Annotated in this window: 13 protein-coding genes; 1 reads left to right on the plus strand and 12 read right to left on the minus strand. The window is 31.6% G+C overall.

Translation table 11 applies throughout. The features are described from left to right. The 4 genes from miaA to MKZ30_RS08645 form a co-directional block, all read right to left on the minus strand. Window positions 1-930: a tRNA (adenosine(37)-N6)-dimethylallyltransferase MiaA gene (gene miaA, locus MKZ30_RS08630; RefSeq protein WP_010816631.1), complete on the minus strand. Its 930-nt coding sequence runs from the start codon at window positions 928-930 to the stop codon at window positions 1-3. Next, window positions 931-1,677, minus strand: coding sequence for a glycerophosphodiester phosphodiesterase (locus MKZ30_RS08635; RefSeq protein WP_033600864.1), 747 nt, complete (start codon window positions 1,675-1,677; stop codon window positions 931-933). 1,027 nt (window positions 1,678-2,704) lie between these two features. Then, entirely contained in the window at window positions 2,705-4,069 is a 1,365-nt protein-coding gene (locus tag MKZ30_RS08640) for a DUF3329 domain-containing protein (RefSeq protein WP_002359921.1), read from the minus strand. After that, window positions 4,066-5,031 (minus strand): glycosyltransferase family 2 protein, encoded by a 966-nt coding sequence (locus MKZ30_RS08645; RefSeq protein WP_033600863.1) that lies wholly within the window; start codon window positions 5,029-5,031, stop codon window positions 4,066-4,068. The genes MKZ30_RS08640 and MKZ30_RS08645 overlap by 4 nt, the downstream gene beginning before the upstream one ends. 287 nt (window positions 5,032-5,318) lie before the next feature. Between MKZ30_RS08645 and tnpA the strand changes: the two genes are divergently transcribed. After that, a complete protein-coding gene (gene tnpA / locus MKZ30_RS08650; RefSeq protein WP_033600862.1) occupies window positions 5,319-5,774 on the plus strand; it encodes an IS200/IS605 family transposase in 456 nt (151 codons plus the stop codon). Window positions 5,775-5,900: 126 nt separating this feature from the next. Here the strand turns inward: tnpA and MKZ30_RS08655 are convergent, their stop codons facing one another. The 8 genes from MKZ30_RS08655 to MKZ30_RS08690 form a co-directional block, all read right to left on the minus strand. Beyond that, window positions 5,901-6,851 carry a GDP-mannose 4,6-dehydratase gene (locus MKZ30_RS08655; protein WP_033600860.1) on the minus strand — a complete coding sequence of 317 codons (951 nt, stop codon included), beginning with the start codon at window positions 6,849-6,851 and terminating at the stop codon, window positions 5,901-5,903. A 622-nt stretch (window positions 6,852-7,473) separates the two neighbouring features. Beyond that, window positions 7,474-8,859, minus strand: coding sequence for an O-antigen ligase family protein (locus MKZ30_RS08660; protein WP_033600859.1), 1,386 nt, complete (start codon window positions 8,857-8,859; stop codon window positions 7,474-7,476). A gap of 63 nt (window positions 8,860-8,922) precedes the next feature. Then, window positions 8,923-9,327, minus strand: coding sequence for a glycerol-3-phosphate cytidylyltransferase (gene tagD, locus MKZ30_RS08665; protein ID WP_002364272.1), 405 nt, complete (start codon window positions 9,325-9,327; stop codon window positions 8,923-8,925). After that, window positions 9,324-10,211, minus strand: a complete 888-nt coding sequence (locus MKZ30_RS08670) for a beta-1,6-N-acetylglucosaminyltransferase (protein WP_033600858.1) — start codon at window positions 10,209-10,211, stop codon at window positions 9,324-9,326. Before MKZ30_RS08670 ends, tagD begins: the two co-directional genes overlap by 4 nt. Beyond that, window positions 10,211-11,644, minus strand: coding sequence for an oligosaccharide flippase family protein (locus MKZ30_RS08675; RefSeq protein WP_033600857.1), 1,434 nt, complete (start codon window positions 11,642-11,644; stop codon window positions 10,211-10,213). The genes MKZ30_RS08670 and MKZ30_RS08675 overlap by 1 nt, the downstream gene beginning before the upstream one ends. A 9-nt stretch (window positions 11,645-11,653) precedes the next feature. Further along, entirely contained in the window at window positions 11,654-12,805 is a 1,152-nt protein-coding gene (locus tag MKZ30_RS08680; RefSeq protein WP_033600856.1) for a CDP-glycerol glycerophosphotransferase family protein, read from the minus strand. Beyond that, on the minus strand, window positions 12,802-13,800 hold the full coding sequence (locus MKZ30_RS08685; protein WP_033600855.1) for a glycosyltransferase family 2 protein: 999 nt from the start codon (window positions 13,798-13,800) through the stop codon (window positions 12,802-12,804). Before MKZ30_RS08685 ends, MKZ30_RS08680 begins: the two co-directional genes overlap by 4 nt. Before the next feature lie 126 nt (window positions 13,801-13,926). Further along, window positions 13,927-16,995, minus strand: coding sequence for a GW dipeptide domain-containing protein (locus MKZ30_RS08690; protein ID WP_249958754.1), 3,069 nt, complete (start codon window positions 16,993-16,995; stop codon window positions 13,927-13,929). Window positions 16,996-17,011: the final 16 nt, after the last annotated feature.

Below are 17,011 nucleotides of genomic sequence, written 5' to 3' on the forward strand. Positions count from 1 at the left end.
CTACTCACTCTCCTTCTGTTGTAGCCATTCCGCTACTTCTTTTTCCAACTTGGGCAAATCTGTTGGCTGTTGAACCAAATCCCACCAATGCGCAGCCATTCGATTTCTAAACCAAGTCAATTGACGTTTGGCATATCGCCGTGATTGCTGTTTGACTGTTTCAACCGCCATCTCTAATGATTGTTCACCGGAAAAATACGGAAAAAATTCTTTATAGCCAATGCCTTGAGCTGCTTGTGCATGTGGTTGCTGAAACATCTGTTTTGCTTCTTCCAACAGTCCTTTTGTCATCATTTGATCCACCCGCTGATTAATACGCTCATACAATAAAGCGCGATCTGTTTCCAAACCTAATAAATAATAATCATAGAGACGAGCTGGTTTTTCCTTCGGGGTCAAAATACTATAACCGGTTTTATCAAAGACCTCTAACGCACGAATCACTTTTTTGCGATTATTAAAATGGATGCTGTTAGCCGCTAGAGGATCCTTTTGTTTTAATAACTGCCATAAGGCTTGATTCCCTTTTTCTTCCGCAAATAAATTGTACGTTTCTCTAATTTCAGGCGAGTCATCTATCTCACGACTTCCTAGTTGAAAATCATAAAGAAGTGATTGAATATACAAACCTGTTCCTCCAACGATAATTGGCAGTTTCCCTTTTTCAGTAATTTCTTTGATTTTTTGACGACCCTCTCTCTGAAAATCAGCAGCAGAATAAGTCTCGCTGACTTCACGGCAATCAATTAAATAGTGAGGAATCCCTTCTTTTTCTGTTTCTGTGACTTTAGCGGTGCCAATGTCTAACGAGCGATAAACTTGCATGGAGTCACCGCTAATAATTTCACCATTAAAATTTTTTGCTAAAGCAATACTTAATGCTGTTTTCCCCACCGCGGTGGGTCCTACAATAACTAATACTTTCTCCAATTATGTTTCTCCTTCTTCTTGCCAATTTTGACGAGCAAATTTTGCTTCTTCAGGAAAATCTGTATGAACACCTGCCAATTTTAGCTGAAAACAATTTTCCATTTCTTCCATCCGATTAACAGTCCACGGCCGCAGCGGTTTGCCAATTGTGATAAGTTCTTTTTCATGAGCCAACACCCAAGACATTTTTGGATGTAAACTATCGACAAGCGCGAATGCCGGTCCCGCTTGACTTAAATCCTCTGCAGATTCATAAATAAAGGCAATTTCTGTCTTAGGATCAGCTTTTTTTAATTTAACTAAACTTGGAAAATAAAAACTGGAATATAAATAACGAAACGGCCAGTTTTTTTGATTCATTTGTTGGACGACTTTTTTCTCAATTCCTTCATAATGGATAATATCCGTTTTAAGTTCAATATTCAAAAAAACATTGAATTGTTCTTCTACAAGACAATTTAAAACATCTTCCAATGTTGGAACACATTGAACAGAAGGATTTTTCTGAAACCAGCTTCCAGCGTCTAGTTGTTTTAATTCGTTTAATGTTAACTGTTGGATTTCACCATGACCATCTGTCGTACGATCCACCGTTTCATCATGCATAACGATTAAATAACCATCTTTAGATAGGTGAACGTCTAATTCAATTCCTTCAGCACCAATACGAACAGCCTCTCTGAAAGCAATACACGTATTTTCAGGATGGGTGCCTTTACTTCCTCGATGTGCAATAATATCTGTCATGCTCTCACTCCAATCTTGTTTATTGTACCATTGGAGTGAGGTGGGTTCAAATATAGGAAAAACAGAGAAAAAGAGCCTAGGAAAAAATGAACTGGTATAAAGATCTGAATAACAAAAAAAGCACTTTCCTAGACTGCTGAATTTTAATAGTTTATCTGTGATTTGTAGTCGAAAATAGTATAAACAAACTCTTAACCACTATGCAACAGGCAGTCTGTTGTTTGAAACAGTTGATTAATTGCATCTAGAACAAATAAAGCACCTTGCTTATCCCCAGTTGTATAAGCAATAATTTAACCATTGTACAAATCCATAATAGAAGATAAATTCAATTATTTTTGACCAAAAGACGGATAAGCAATATCCGTTATCAATTTCTTTAAAGGTCATCTAACGAAATTATCTGTTTAACTTGTTTTCGACAACCACCTAAGTTTATTTCGCTTTACTGCATTTATTCATTTTCACACGTGAACTTCAATAATATTTCTGCATATTTTTTTGTATAGTGTTTTTATTCACTTGGTATTCTTGATTAATCCGTGCAGTAATGGTTAATTTCACTTTCATTATATTAACTAATTCTACAAATATTTCTGGTTCTACATCCTTTCCAACGCTTTGTATCTTTTTAGCATTTCCATATGCGTTTTTAGGTATTTATTTTCATTTTAAGCTATTGTTCTTCAGATTTATTTCCTGAACCTTTTCATAAGCATGCTATTTCCTAACTTGTTGACTTAATAACTAATGATTCTGACCATTACGATACCAACGCCATCACGTTTCGTTTTGTGTTTTAATTTTAACACCTAATTCTTTCGTAATCATTTTTACAGGAGTGTTCTCTTTTTTAATCCATATACTCGTTTTTTAATATCAATCGGATAAAATTCGTGCTTTTCCGTTAAAAAGAACCACCTATTGGATTCATTTGATTTTGAATTCAATAAGTGGTTCTTTTTTATTTTTTCAGTTGCTTGGGTCGGTTCCAAGTCTCAAGCTTTTCTTTTAAATACTTACATACTTACCATTTACCATATTTTTCTTCCCATTCTTTCATGGGAATAGCTTTAACTGTATTCACATGAAAATAATCTGCTACGGGGTGATTTGCATTAGTATCTTCACCCATATGAGACAACCTAGTTGAATAAGCAGGATAAGAAGTGCTTGTTTTTATATCAAACGATGGGACTTCAGGATTTTTGTTACCTTTCTCTCTCTCAGATATGATAAAACTATATCTTTTATTCTGTTCTGTATAGGAATGATAAATATCTGGAATAGCAGGCAAGAATGCCCATACCGTAAGTAACATTACATATAAATATATAATTGAATAAGTAGCGTCTACTATTTTTTTATCAATCCCTGTTAAGTTAAAGTCTGGAATAACCATGTTCAAGGCTATTATGATATACATAATTCCACCAAAATAAGATCTTCCCCAAACAAACCCCGCAGGAGACAACGCTAATGAATAACAAGTTGCAGTACCAACAAATAAATAAACAAGAGCTAGTAAATAATTATATCTATTTTTATAAAATGTAATACAAATAGTAATCATAATAATTGTTAGAACAAATAAAATCAGCGAATGTTCTACCAGAGCATTCGAGACATCTCCTATTCCCACAAGAACTTTTTTTAAAACGGGCCAAGAAGAACGTTCAAAAAATGTACTGCGCATTTTATTCCCTGGAGAAGATAACATAATAAGAAATCCAATAAATTCACCTAATAAACCAAATTTCATCCAATTTAACACTTTTTTATTATTTATTTTCCACTCTATAAAAATATATGAAATAGTCAAAAGTATTAATCCACCCGATGTATTCTCATTACACCAGCCTGCTATAAGACCAAATATAAACATAAAAAAAGAAGCATATTTCATAACAGGTGAAACATTTTTTATAATTTTCCAGTGATAAATACTAATAAATGTTAGCATAATACCAAAAGTCCACAAATAATTTATACTACCAGTTTCCCAAAGAATTGTTTCACCGAATCTTGGTACAAACAAAACAATCAACATCACTATAAATAGTAGACGAATAGTGTTAAATTTCTGTTTTGAAAAATTAGTTAGCTTATAAATAATTCCACTTACTATAAGAAAAACTATAGGATTTACAATATTAAAAATAAACTTTGGCATTAATAACAAAGTTCTTACAATTAAATGTGCAACTGAACGTCCATTAGTACTCAAATAATGAAGATATTCGTCATGAAAGACAGTAAATATATTCCCCGTTTTGAAAATATAATTAAAGTCATCTGCCAATAAGGGAGTAAGAAAATTCAATATTACAAAACTTATATAGACCAATAGAATTAAACACCAAAATGTCTTTTTATTATTAAATATTTTCATCTATTTTCCCCATTCTTATTTCTATTTTTTGAACAATGTGTATCTTCTACAAAATATAATGGACGGTCTTTTGTTTCCAAAAAAATACGTCCTACATACTCTCCTAAAATACCTACAGAAATCAATTGACATCCACCCAAAAACAACATCATAATCATCAGCGATGGGAAGCCTGAAGTATCCGCCCCAAATATCAATGTTTTAATTAATACATATATCATGTAAATAAACGCAACAAAAGAAACTAAAAAGCCAAAATACATTGAAATCTTTAAAGGAGCCGTTGTATAAGAAGTAATTCCTTCAATTGCCAATTTCAATAATGCGCCAAAACTCCATTTTGTTTCACCGTGTAGTCTCTCATCCGCATCAAATTCAATCGCAACCTTTTTGAAGCCTACCCAATTATATAACCCCTTCGTATAACGTTGGGATTCTCTCATTTGCTTCAGCGCCTCTACTACCTTACGATCAAGTAACCGGTAATCTCCTGCATCTGGTAAAACAGGCGTGTTGGCTAGTTTTCCTAATACTTTATAAAACCATTTAGAGGATGTTTTTTTAAACCATGACTCCCCTTTGCGTTGGTTTCTTTTAGCATAGACATCTTCATAGCCTTGCTGCCAAAGATCAATCATATCAATAATTGTAACTGGCGGATGTTGCAAATCAGCATCCATTGTAATAACAGCATCATGTGTAGAATAATCAAATCCCGCACTCATTGCTATCTCTTTTCCATAATTTCTAGACAAATCAATTAAAGAAACATTATCCGTTTGTTCAATTAATGATAAAACTTCACTCACAGTGTTATCTTTGCTTCCATCATTAATAAATAATATTTCAAAATCAACTTCATCTCTTTTTTCTTCTAAAGTTTCATTTAATTTTTTATATAGAGGACGTATATTATTTGCTTCATTATACGCGGGTATAGAAATTAAAATTTTCTTTTTCACAGGTTAAATCCCCCAAATTTAATACTTGCATACAAATTTTAGCATACCACATTAAACTTTTTTTATCTATGACTACTTCGTATAAATTACCTGAAAACTTCTTGAGAACTATCAGCTCTCAAGAAGTTTTATTTATTAATGACTTTAGTCAGTTGAAATCTCTAAAGAGATTTCGACAAAAAAACCACGCGTACTGCGCGTGGAGCTCAGAGCTTTAGCGATAAAAACTCCTTTCGATATAATAGATAAAGGCTACCAACCGTTATCTAATCGAAAGGAGTTTTTGTATGTCGAACGACGATAAAAGTTTAGCACATACTCGTTGGAATTGTAAGTACCATCTTGTATTTACACCAAAATATAGAAGAAAAGTAATCTATGGTCAGTTAAGGCAGGATATTGGAAAAATACTGAGAAAATTGTGTGAAATGAAAGAAGTCGAAATCATTGAAGCTCATGTAATGCCTGACCATATCCATATGTTGGTAAGAATCCCGCCGAAGTTGAGTGTATCAGGATTCATGGGTTTCTTAAAAGGAAGAAGTGCAGTAATCATTCATGAACGTCATGCGAATTTAAAATATAATTATGGGAATCGATCATTTTGGTCAAAAGGCTATTATGTGAGCACTGTAGGTCTGAACCAAAAAACGATAGCTAAGTATATACGAGAACAAGAAGCAGAAGATCGAGTAAGGGATAGTATAAACAAAAGAGAGTATAGAGATCCATTTAGTAAGTAACAACTAGTTAAGAATAGAAAGGTAGCGGTTGGCGGTCTATTAAAAAAGCTCCCTTAAAGAAAGGGAGCGGCAGGTAGCGAGCCCTTCTAGGGCTATTAAAAAGCCACCCGCTATGCGGGTGGATATTTACTCTTTTAATTCATACTTAACATATTTATCTAAACCAGATTGGATACTATATTTTGGTTCATAACCAATGGCACGTAATTTAGATATATCCGCTAAGGAATCTTTGATGTCACCTGCTCGCGCTTCTTTGTATTCAACTGGTAAAGTGACTTTCATAATATCATTTAGAGAAGAAATTAACTCATTTAAATCGGTTGCTTTCCCTGTTCCGACATTATATACTTCCCCAAGTGATTGGTCAGAATGAGCGACAAGATTCAACGCTTGAACCACGTCCTCAACAAAGACAAAATCACGAGATTGCTTTCCATCACCAAAGATATTGAATGTCACTTCTTGATTGGCTAATAAGCGTTTGTAGGAGTCCATCACAATCGAAATAACGCCAGAATAAGGTGAATTAGGATTTTGGTTTGGCCCATAAACGTTAAAGAAGCGAACAGCGCTTGTTGGAACATCATATAAATGACAATAGTTTAACACATATTTTTCAGAAGCAAATTTATCCACCGCATAAGGTGTTAATGGACGAATTACTGATTCTTCCTGTTTTGGTAAAGTTGGTTCATCACCATAAACCGCTGCAGAAGAAGCAAACACCAAACGTTTTAAATCTTTCTGGTATTTCCGAATTAATTCCAGTAATTGTAACACACTCTCAAAATTCACTTGGTGTGTTTCCACTGGACGCGCTACTGAATCTGCTACGCTAGCAATCGCGGCTAAGTGAAAAATGTAATCGAACTGATACTCTCGCAGTACTTTTTCCATTAATTGTTGATCAGTCACGCTACCTTCAATGAACGTGATGTTTTCAGATGCGTTTAAATTTTCAGTTTGGCCCATTGATAAATCATCAATGACCACAACTTGATTGTCTTTACTATAATAATTTGCTAAGGTCGAGCCGATAAATCCGGCGCCGCCTGTGATTAGAAATGATTTCATTTAATTAACCCCTTAAATAGTTATTAACTCTATATTAACATAACAAATGATAACCTAAACACTTATTGTTTGCAATACAAGATTATCATGAAACATCAAGTTTTAAAACTTGATATATTTCCATTAATAAATCGAAAATTTATATTAATAAGTTAAAATTTAATATCCTGATGCTTTCTAGTAATTATTGTTCGCAAAGGAAATTCATAAATAACTAGGCATATCTACTTTTTAATAGTTTTGTTGAAAAATTAATATAAGTAAATATTTATTTTTTTTACTTGTAAACTAAATGCACAATTTATATAGGAAAATCAACATACTCTACTTACTTTAACATTGCACAAATCATTTAATTATCATTCGCTATGGGACTACGAGCAACACTCGATTGTTTCTTAATGAAGTCACAAAATTCAAAACATATCTGCAATTGAGGAAGCAACAGTTTAAATAAAATTCCTATGTTTTGTAACTTTTATAATTTCAAATTGCCAATTGTCGTCTATCAAGTACACACACGCAATACGAATCAAATGAAAAAAGCCCAGAAAAATTTCTTCTCTGGGCGTGACTCTATTCTATAATTTCTCTTTGCCAACATTATTTTGACAAAAAATCTTTATTTTTTATTTTCTAAAGATGTAATTTTACCTAAAAAGAACCAAATCACAACAGCACCAATTGTACTCACTAACACTAGCTCGGTAATAAACAATGCTGATATTGTAATAGCTAAAACACTAAGTATTACGTAAAAATTCATATCTTGCATCAAACTACTTTTACCAAATAAATATTTTAAAGAAATGTATATTTTATTTACAAAGAATATAAAGAAAACTAATAATCCAGAAGCTCCTGTAGAAGCCATGATTAAGAACACAAAATTATGTGTTGTTAATGTATTTTGCCCTATAAATGAATCTGGTAAAACATCATGTGCATATGGAATATAATTAGCAGCTGAAGCTCCTACTAACCAACTTGATTTAAATATCTCAACAGCACTACTCCAAAGAGAAAATCGTAAATTAGATATATCACCGCCATTAGAAACATCTGGTCTGTCTAAGTTTACTTTATTCAAATTATTCTTAGTATCAATCGTAGGAAGCGAGGCTTCTTTCATTTGCAAAAGGCTTGGAATATATGATAAACCTGTTTTAAGAGCATCAATTATCAAGTACAAGACCGCAATAGTGAGGAGCGAACTAATTATAGATAGAATCCAACGTAAAAATAATTTCTGAGAATCTATCTTTTTGCTATGATAGCTAACAAAAAACATACCTACAGCAGTTACTGTTAATAACACAATTAATGCAGTTCTAGACCCTGATAGCGATATAAACATTAACTGTAACAAAATATTAAGGCTATTAAATAAAGTAAACGTTCTATTAGAATTTGTTTTAATATAATAAACAGAAAGTAAAATTACAACAACGGATATAGTAGCTCCAAAATTGGGGTCTGGAAACACTCCGAAAAGTCTATTTCCTAGAAATCCCATACGTAATGGATAATAACGGTTATCCATAGGAATTTTAACGCCAAATTGCGTAAAAAACATCCATAAAGAAATAATAGCAGAAAAGAACCAGAAGATTATTAATATAACAAAAAAATAATCAAAAATCTTATCTTTTTTACCATAATCTTTGCCATATTGAAATATTACAAAAAAGTATATAGCTTGCCACATAATTAATTTTAAATTACCAGCCAATCCATACTTTATATTGACTAAACTAGATATCAACATAATAGCAATAAATAATATGAGCCATATGTCAAATTTTTTTTGATTACTCTTTTTAATAGAATCAATTGCATCAATAAAAATAATTGTTAATCCTATAAGACCAGATGATACAAAGAATAGTTTATCCAACAAGTTGGGCATTAATATTAATGGACCGATTGTACGAAAAATTAATATCAGCTCAAAATATAAGATATATATTCCTTTTATATTCTTCAGTGTGCTATTTGGTTTTAGCATCTAGTTATCCACTTCCTCATACAAATTTACGCTTTAAATACAAATATTATGATACCTAAAAACTTAAAATGTTTTATTTTCTAAATCTTTTTTTATCTGAGTTGTTGATATTTCAGGTGTTCTTGGTAAATAAATAACCTCCGCATTCGTTTCATTAGCGATAAAGTCAAATTTCCCTGACCAATCATCACCTATCACAAATTCAGCGACATGAAATTCTTTAATATCTTGAATCTTTTGTTGCCAGCTATTTTCCGGAATAACTAAATCTACATATCTGATAGCTTCTAATAATTTTTTCCTCTTATCAAAAGAAAAATAGGTTTTCTTTCCTTTTTCATCCCAATTGAATTCATCTGTAGATAGTCCAACGATTAAATAGTCTCCTCTTTCTTTCGCTCTTCTTAAAAGATTAATATGTCCATAATGTAACAAATCGAAGGTACCATATGTTATTATCTTTCTCATTTATATCTCCTCTCTTTCGCATTTTTTAATTTATTTACTAACTGACCAGAACATGATACATTAAATTTTCTAGCAAATAATTCTTCTCTGTTAATCAGCATATCATAATCGCTGTCACAAAAATATTTTGGTGTATCATTTTCCCATACTACATAACGCATATTTGAATGACAAGAATTATCAAAATTGGGTGTATTTACTTTTTCTAAAAATTTAGAGTTATAAACAATCGTTTGTAGAAATAATTCATCTCCGTTAATCGTATCTTTAAAATAATCATTAATAAACTTTTCCTGCTCTAACACATATTTGGCCAAATCGTTAGTTATGCTAAACCAATTTGCCCCCATTTGAAATGTATATTCATCTGATTTTATTCTATTACTATTTAAAAATTTTTGAATAATTTTATACAGTTTACCTAAAAACCATAAAAAATTTTTTTTCTTACCAACTTTTTCTTGAAATGGGTAGTAATACATAACACGCTCTAAATTTCTTTGTTTAATTTTTGGCTGCTGAAATTGTATATATTCTTTTCCATCATTTTTATCAAAAAATTCATGAATATAATCTTGACTTTTAAGAGGAAAATCAAGCCCAGAAATCAAATGATAATAATTATAATTTCTTTTCACAGCAGCTTTAAGTAATGCCAGTTCACATTCAATTTGTGAATAAGCCCCCCATGTTACAGAAATACTTTCAATAAAAGAAACTTCCGAATACTGACAATGTTTTTTTAAATCAGCTATATTAACATTACTAGATTTTTTATCAATATGAATTACAATATCATTTCTAATATCATCTAACTCTTTTAACAATAAGCTTAACATATCGAAATTATCATGCGCCATGATTAAGTAAACATGTTTTTTCATTAATTTTTAGTTCCTTTTAGTATTTTTTTTACATCTAACACAACTTCACTTTTAGTCGTAAATAATATGATACCAAACAATAATAACATGACCATTGATTTATATGCAATGTTAAAAAAAGAATTAGCAAAAATTGAAGGTAATAGAAGCCCAGTAATTGTAATTGCTATTGTTAAGCCCAATTCAATAAGTATCTGTTTGGTAATTAAAAATTGTAAATTAATAAAATCTTTAATCAATACTATTCTTAATATGCAAACGATGAGTTCTACAAAAACTAGTACAATAGTCGCACCTAATGCATTATAAATTGGAACAAGAATATAATTACCAAGTAAACTAACAATTGAACCAATTATTAATGGGATTCCATATTCTTTGTCTTTTTCCATAGCCAAAGCAAACTGATTAGAGAAAATCCCTCCAATCGGATTTAATATAATAATAAATGAGACAATCATCATATTTGCGGTCATAGGAACAAATTTAGGTCCAAAAAACCATACAACAAACTCTTTCGTATTAGCAAAAATAATAGAAAACAAAATTAATGAAAAAGTCAACGTATAATTAAATGCCTTTTTAGTATACATATATACCTTATCATTATCCCCATTTTTGATAGCTCCAGTCATTTTAGGTAACATAACAATAGTTAAAGATGAGAGTAATGTTAGTAGAATTCTTGCAATTTTTTGAGACTGATCATAGTAAGAAAGCTCTGTATTGGTAGTTAAAGATCCCACTACCGTTTTATCCAAAGTCGTATAAACTTGCATAAACACTTGTGGCAAAAGGATAATCAAACTAGGTTTCCATAAAGATTTAAAAATAGGCATAGAAAAGTTAGGTTTAGAAATTTTATTTTTTAGACTCAGCCAAAAAATTAAACTTCCAACTACAGTAGATGCAGATGTAATTAAAACATACAAAGGTAAATCTTTATCGTTTTTCACTAACAAGATAATCAACAATACTGATAACAATTTTATGATCACGTTTCTAATAACTACCTGAGCAAATTGTTCAATACCTTGAAAAAACCAAGCAATATCAAAGGTTGTACCTATTAAAAAAATTAATTGTATATAATATAATTCTTTATACTCAATTTTAAATAAAAAAATTGCGAAAAAATATATAGTTGTGATCACTAATCCAATTAATGCTTGCATGATAAAAAGATTCCAAAATTCTTTATTTAAGTCATCTTTATTAAATTTATTTTGTGCTATTCTTCTAATTCTAAGGGGATTCATCCCAACTGATATCAAGATCATTAAAAACTGGGCTATAGAGAATACATAACTGTATATCCCTAATCCTTCTGTTCCCAGCCGACGACTAAGTATAGGCATTGTTATAATTGGCAGTATAATTAATAATACTTGGTAAGTTGCATTAAACAAAACATCACTAATGAATTTTTTCATATTTTTCTATCATCTCTCAATATTTTCTAATATTTTTTCAGTGACAAAATTTGTTGCTTTTCCAGTTTCAAAATTACCTATTTTTTTCAGTAACATTTTAGGACCTTCTATCAACGTTTCTCTATCATGTTCGAAAATAGCCAAAATTTCTTGGTAACTTTTTGCTTTCGGCAAAGGTAAATAATCTAAATCAATATAAAATCCTCTTTCCTTCTTATACTCATCTTCATCATAGTTTAAAAGAATAATTGGCTTATTTAATAATGCAAAATCAAAGAAAATAGACGAGTAGTCGGTAATCAGTAAATCCATATCAAGAAACGTATCTTCTGAACTTACATTATTATCGATTAAGTGAACTGAATATTTTTTTATCAAATCTCGTATTTCTACCTGCTTAATTAGGCTTTGATTTACATTAGGATGAAATTTCAAATAAACTTCTACTTTTTTATTGAGTGATTCAAAATATTTAACTAGGTACGGAATACCTAAAATATCTAGTTGCTTTTGACCATTATCAGCTTTATTATTTCTAAAAGTTGGTGCAAATAGCAACTTAATAGTTTCTTTTTCAAACAACGAAACTTCTTTATCAATTTTTAGGCATAATTGATCATTTCTCGGCGTTCCAACATTAGCAATTTTATTTTCATCTATTCTAAAAGCAGAAGCATAGATATCACTACTATACTTATTACCAGAAAGTAGATAGTCTAAGCTTTCTGAATCTTTTAGAGCATAGTTTAAATAACTATTTGGGAGTTTATCCACGGCATCAAACTCTATTTTTTTCAAGGGAGTTCCATGCCATGTTTGAAAGTAAATCTGATTTTTACGTTTTTTAAAAAAAATTGTTTTTCTTGAGTCATCAATCCAAACTTTACTTGTATATAGATGAAAAGTAGCCAAAAGCGAATTATTGTCAACACGTTTTATATATGGTGGCAGGTTTTGAACAGAAACATCTTTATTAATGCACCATATATACTTTAGTTTAGGATTCAATTTATAAAGCTCTTCAGATATTCTTCGCGGATTACCTGAATAGTTTCTCCCACCAAAACTAGAAAAAAATATTTTTTTATTTTGAATAGGCAACATTAAAAAAAACACAGGATAAATATAGCGTGAAAGAAATTTTTTTATCTTTATTATCATCGGTTAATTCCTTCCATTTTTTTAAATATTTTAGCGATTAATTTATTCTTAGAGATGCGACTTGGTAAACTAGGAAACTTAACTAATAGTTTTGTGATTAATTTAAGCTTAACAGATATCTTATTATCATTTAGTACTTCACTTTGATATTTTTCTACAATATCCATACATTTAGTATAATCTAATTTTGAGGTATAATTACTTTCAATCATTCTCATCATCATTCTAATTGCTTCATAGACATATCTAGACTTTACTTTAGGACTTATACTAGGATAATGTTCATCCATAAAATTTAAAATTTCTTCATGGATAATAAAAGAATCAAAATTTTTTTGATTAAAATCTGTTCTTAAAATACTATTATCTCGTAAATAGTAGTGATACTTAGTAGAACCATTAACAGCAACTTTGGTTGAACTATCAATTAAACGATACGTAGTTCCTTTATCTTCCATTAACATCCCTTCTGGGTATCTTATGCTTTTAAACAAACTAATTCTATATAACTTATTATTTGCCGAATAACCAATTAAATTACTCGAGAATAGTTCTCTCATTGCAGTTTCTCGTTCGAATATGTCCCACTTAGTTTGGCTTTCACTTTGAAAGGCAATTTTATTAAAATTCTTTACTTTAATAATCTGAATAACCGATATATCCACATTCGTATTTTCCATGCCGTTCAATAACACTTCAATATAATCCAGCTCAATCCAGTCATCACTATCGATAAAACAGATAAATTCACCTTGTGCATATTCAATCCCAGCGTTTCTAGCAGAAGAGAGTCCTCCATTCTCCTTGTTAATTAATTTTATTCTGGAATCTGATAGTTTCTTTTTTTGACAAATACTTAAAGAATTATCGGTAGAACCATCATTAACAATGATAATTTCTAAATTTTGATAGGTTTGATTAATAACTGAGTCTAAACATTTTTCTACATATTTTTCTACATTGTATACGGGTATGACTACACTGACTAATTTCATCTTATCTCCTAACTCATTTCTTTTAAACTAATACATTTTATAATACACTTTTCTATGCTAGAAAGTCAAAAAAATAACGATTTTAATTAAAAAGGTGTACATAAACTTTTACGTACACCTTTTTTACTATTGTTTCAACTTAAAGTTGCGAACATCTCCATAATACTTCTGACCGTTCAATTCAAATTCATAGTACGTATTGTTCCCTGAAGTTGTCACTTCTTTGGTTATTTTCACTGTCTGACCTTCATATTCTTTTAAAAGACCCACTCGCTTATAACCTCGGGTTCCCCATGGGACGCTTCCATACTCTGAATACTCGAAATATTGGATAGTCCCATCTGCGTCCATTGGCTTTTCTGAAACGACTTGATCGTACTGTTTCAACTTAAAGTTGCGAACATCTCCATAATACTTCTGACCGTTCAATTCAAATTCATAGTACGTATTGTTCCCTGAAGTTGTCACTTCTTTGGTTATTTTCACTGTCTGACCTTCATATTCTTTTAAAAGACCCACTCGCTTATAACCTCGTGTTCCCCATGGGACGCTTCCATACTCTGAATACTCGAAATATTGGATAGTCCCATCTGCGTCTATTGGCTTTTCTGAAACGACTTGATCGTACTGTTTCAACTTAAAGTTGCGAACATCTCCATAATACTTCTGACCGTTCAATTCAAATTCATAGTACGTATTGTTCCCTGAAGTTGTCACTTCTTTGGTTATTTTCACTGTCTGACCTTCATATTCTTTTAGAAGACCTACTCGCTTATAACCTCGTGTTCCCCATGGGACGCTTCCATACTCTGAATACTCGAAATATTGGATAGTCCCATCTACGTCTATTGGCTTTTCTGAAACGACTTGATCGTACTGTTTCAACTTAAAGTTGCGAACATCTCCATAATACTTCTGACCGTTCAATTCAAATTCATAGTACGTATTGTTCCCTGAAGTTGTCACTTCTTTGGTTATTTTCACTGTCTGACCTTCATATTCTTTTAAAAGACCCACTCGCTTATAACCTCGTGTTCCCCATGGGACGCTTCCATACTCTGAATACTCGAAATATTGGATAGTCCCATCTGCGTCTATTGGCTTTTCTGAAACGACTTGATCGTACTGTTTCAACTTAAAGTTGCGAACATCTCCATAATACTTCTGACCGTTCAATTCAAATTCATAGTACGTATTGTTCCCTGAAGTTGTCACTTCTTTGGTTATTTTCACTGTCTGACCTTCATATTCTTTTAAAAGACCCACTCGCTTATAACCTCGTGTTCCCCATGGGACGCTTCCATACTCTGAATACTCGAAATATTGGATAGTCCCATCTGCGTCTATTGGCTTTTCTGAAACGACTTGATCGTACTGTTTCAACTTAAAGTTGCGAACATCTCCATAATACTTCTGACCGTTCAATTCAAATTCATAGTACGTATTGTTCCCTGAAGTTGTCACTTCTTTGGTTATTTTCACTGTCTGACCTTCATATTCTTTTAAAAGACCCACTCGCTTATAACCTCGTGTTCCCCATGGGACGCTTCCATACTCTGAATACTCGAAATATTGGATAGTCCCATCTGCGTCTATTGGCTTTTCTGAAACGACTTGATCGTACTGTTTCAACTTAAAGTTGCGAACATCTCCATAATACTTCTGACCGTTCAATTCAAATTCATAGTACGTATTGTTCCCTGAAGTTGTCACTTCTTTGGTTATTTTCACTGTCTGACCTTCATATTCTTTTAAAAGACCCACTCGCTTATAACCTCGTGTTCCCCATGGGACGCTTCCATACTCTGAATACTCGAAATATTGGATAGTCCCATCTGCGTCTATTGGCTTTTCTGAAACGACTTGATCGTACTGTTTCAACTTAAAGTTGCGAACATCTCCATAATACTTCTGACCGTTCAATTCAAATTCATAGTACGTATTGTTCCCTGAAGTTGTCACTTCTTTGGTTATTTTCACTGTCTGACCTTCATATTCTTTTAGGAGACCTACTCGCTTATAACCTCGTGTTCCCCATGGGACGCTTCCATACTCTGAATACTCGAAATATTGGATAGTCCCATCTGCGTCTATTGGCTTTTCTGAAACGACTTGATCAAATAATTTGATATTTCTGTAGTCAGTCCAATAATTATTTCCATCAGCTTCAAACTGATAATACTTATTGTTAGATGTCGTTACCACTTCTTTTTTAACTTTTATGTCTTTGTTTAAAAACTGAGTTACAGCTCCTAATTTTTGATAACCTTCTGTTCCCCATGGTTTATTACCATATTCATCAAAAGGAGTAGATAAAATATTTCCGTCCTTATTTAATGATTTCTCTTCTGTAATGATATCATAACCGCTCAGCGATTTCACAAAATAGTCAGTAAAGCTCATAGAAATATCAAAAGGATGAGCAATACCTGGAAAATAAAACTGAGAACTCCATTGCCAAGATCCATATTCTTGATTCCAAATTGAATCTGCAGCGGGATAGAAGGGATACTGAGCAACCCAAATATTTTTATATCCAAATTGGTTAGGATCAATATAACCACTATTTAACCAATTTTTTCCTGTATATAAAAGTGAATAATTGTATCCATGTGCTTTAACTTGATTTATAAAAGATTTACTATTTTCAGTTACATTCCCCTGCAATAATTCCGTTGCTTCAGCATCGTTAACTGCAATAGTACTTGAGTTAAGTTTCAATTTTTTCATATAATTTACGAAATAATTTGCTTCTTGAATTGCTTCCTCAGAAGTCGTATATCTACTAAAATGATACACAGAAACTACTAGGCCTGCACTTTGGGCATTTCTAATTTGACTTTCTGCATATGGATTTATATAGTACGTGCCTTCTGTTAACTTCACTACAACACCTTTAATACCATATTGGTTTTTCATCATAGAGTATTGAGTAGTAGATATGTATCCATTCCAGTATGAAACATCAATAAAATCTTGACCTGGAGTGTTTTTATCGCCAGCATTTACATCAACTGGCGATAATTGGTTCATTGCTCTAAATAAAATTTGATTAGATAAACTTGACGTTGAATAAATAAAATCTCCCATTTTATGATTTTCTGTAGGTAATGAATCCTGAAGCTTATCTGAAGCAAAAACCGTTTGGCTCCAAAAACAAATAGGAAGTAACAACAGTAATAAAATTTTTTTCATTATTCTCTCCTTGAAT

This window comes from Enterococcus sp. LX10, assembly GCF_023539285.1.
GTDB classification, from domain to species: Bacteria; Bacillota; Bacilli; order Lactobacillales; family Enterococcaceae; genus Enterococcus; species Enterococcus faecalis.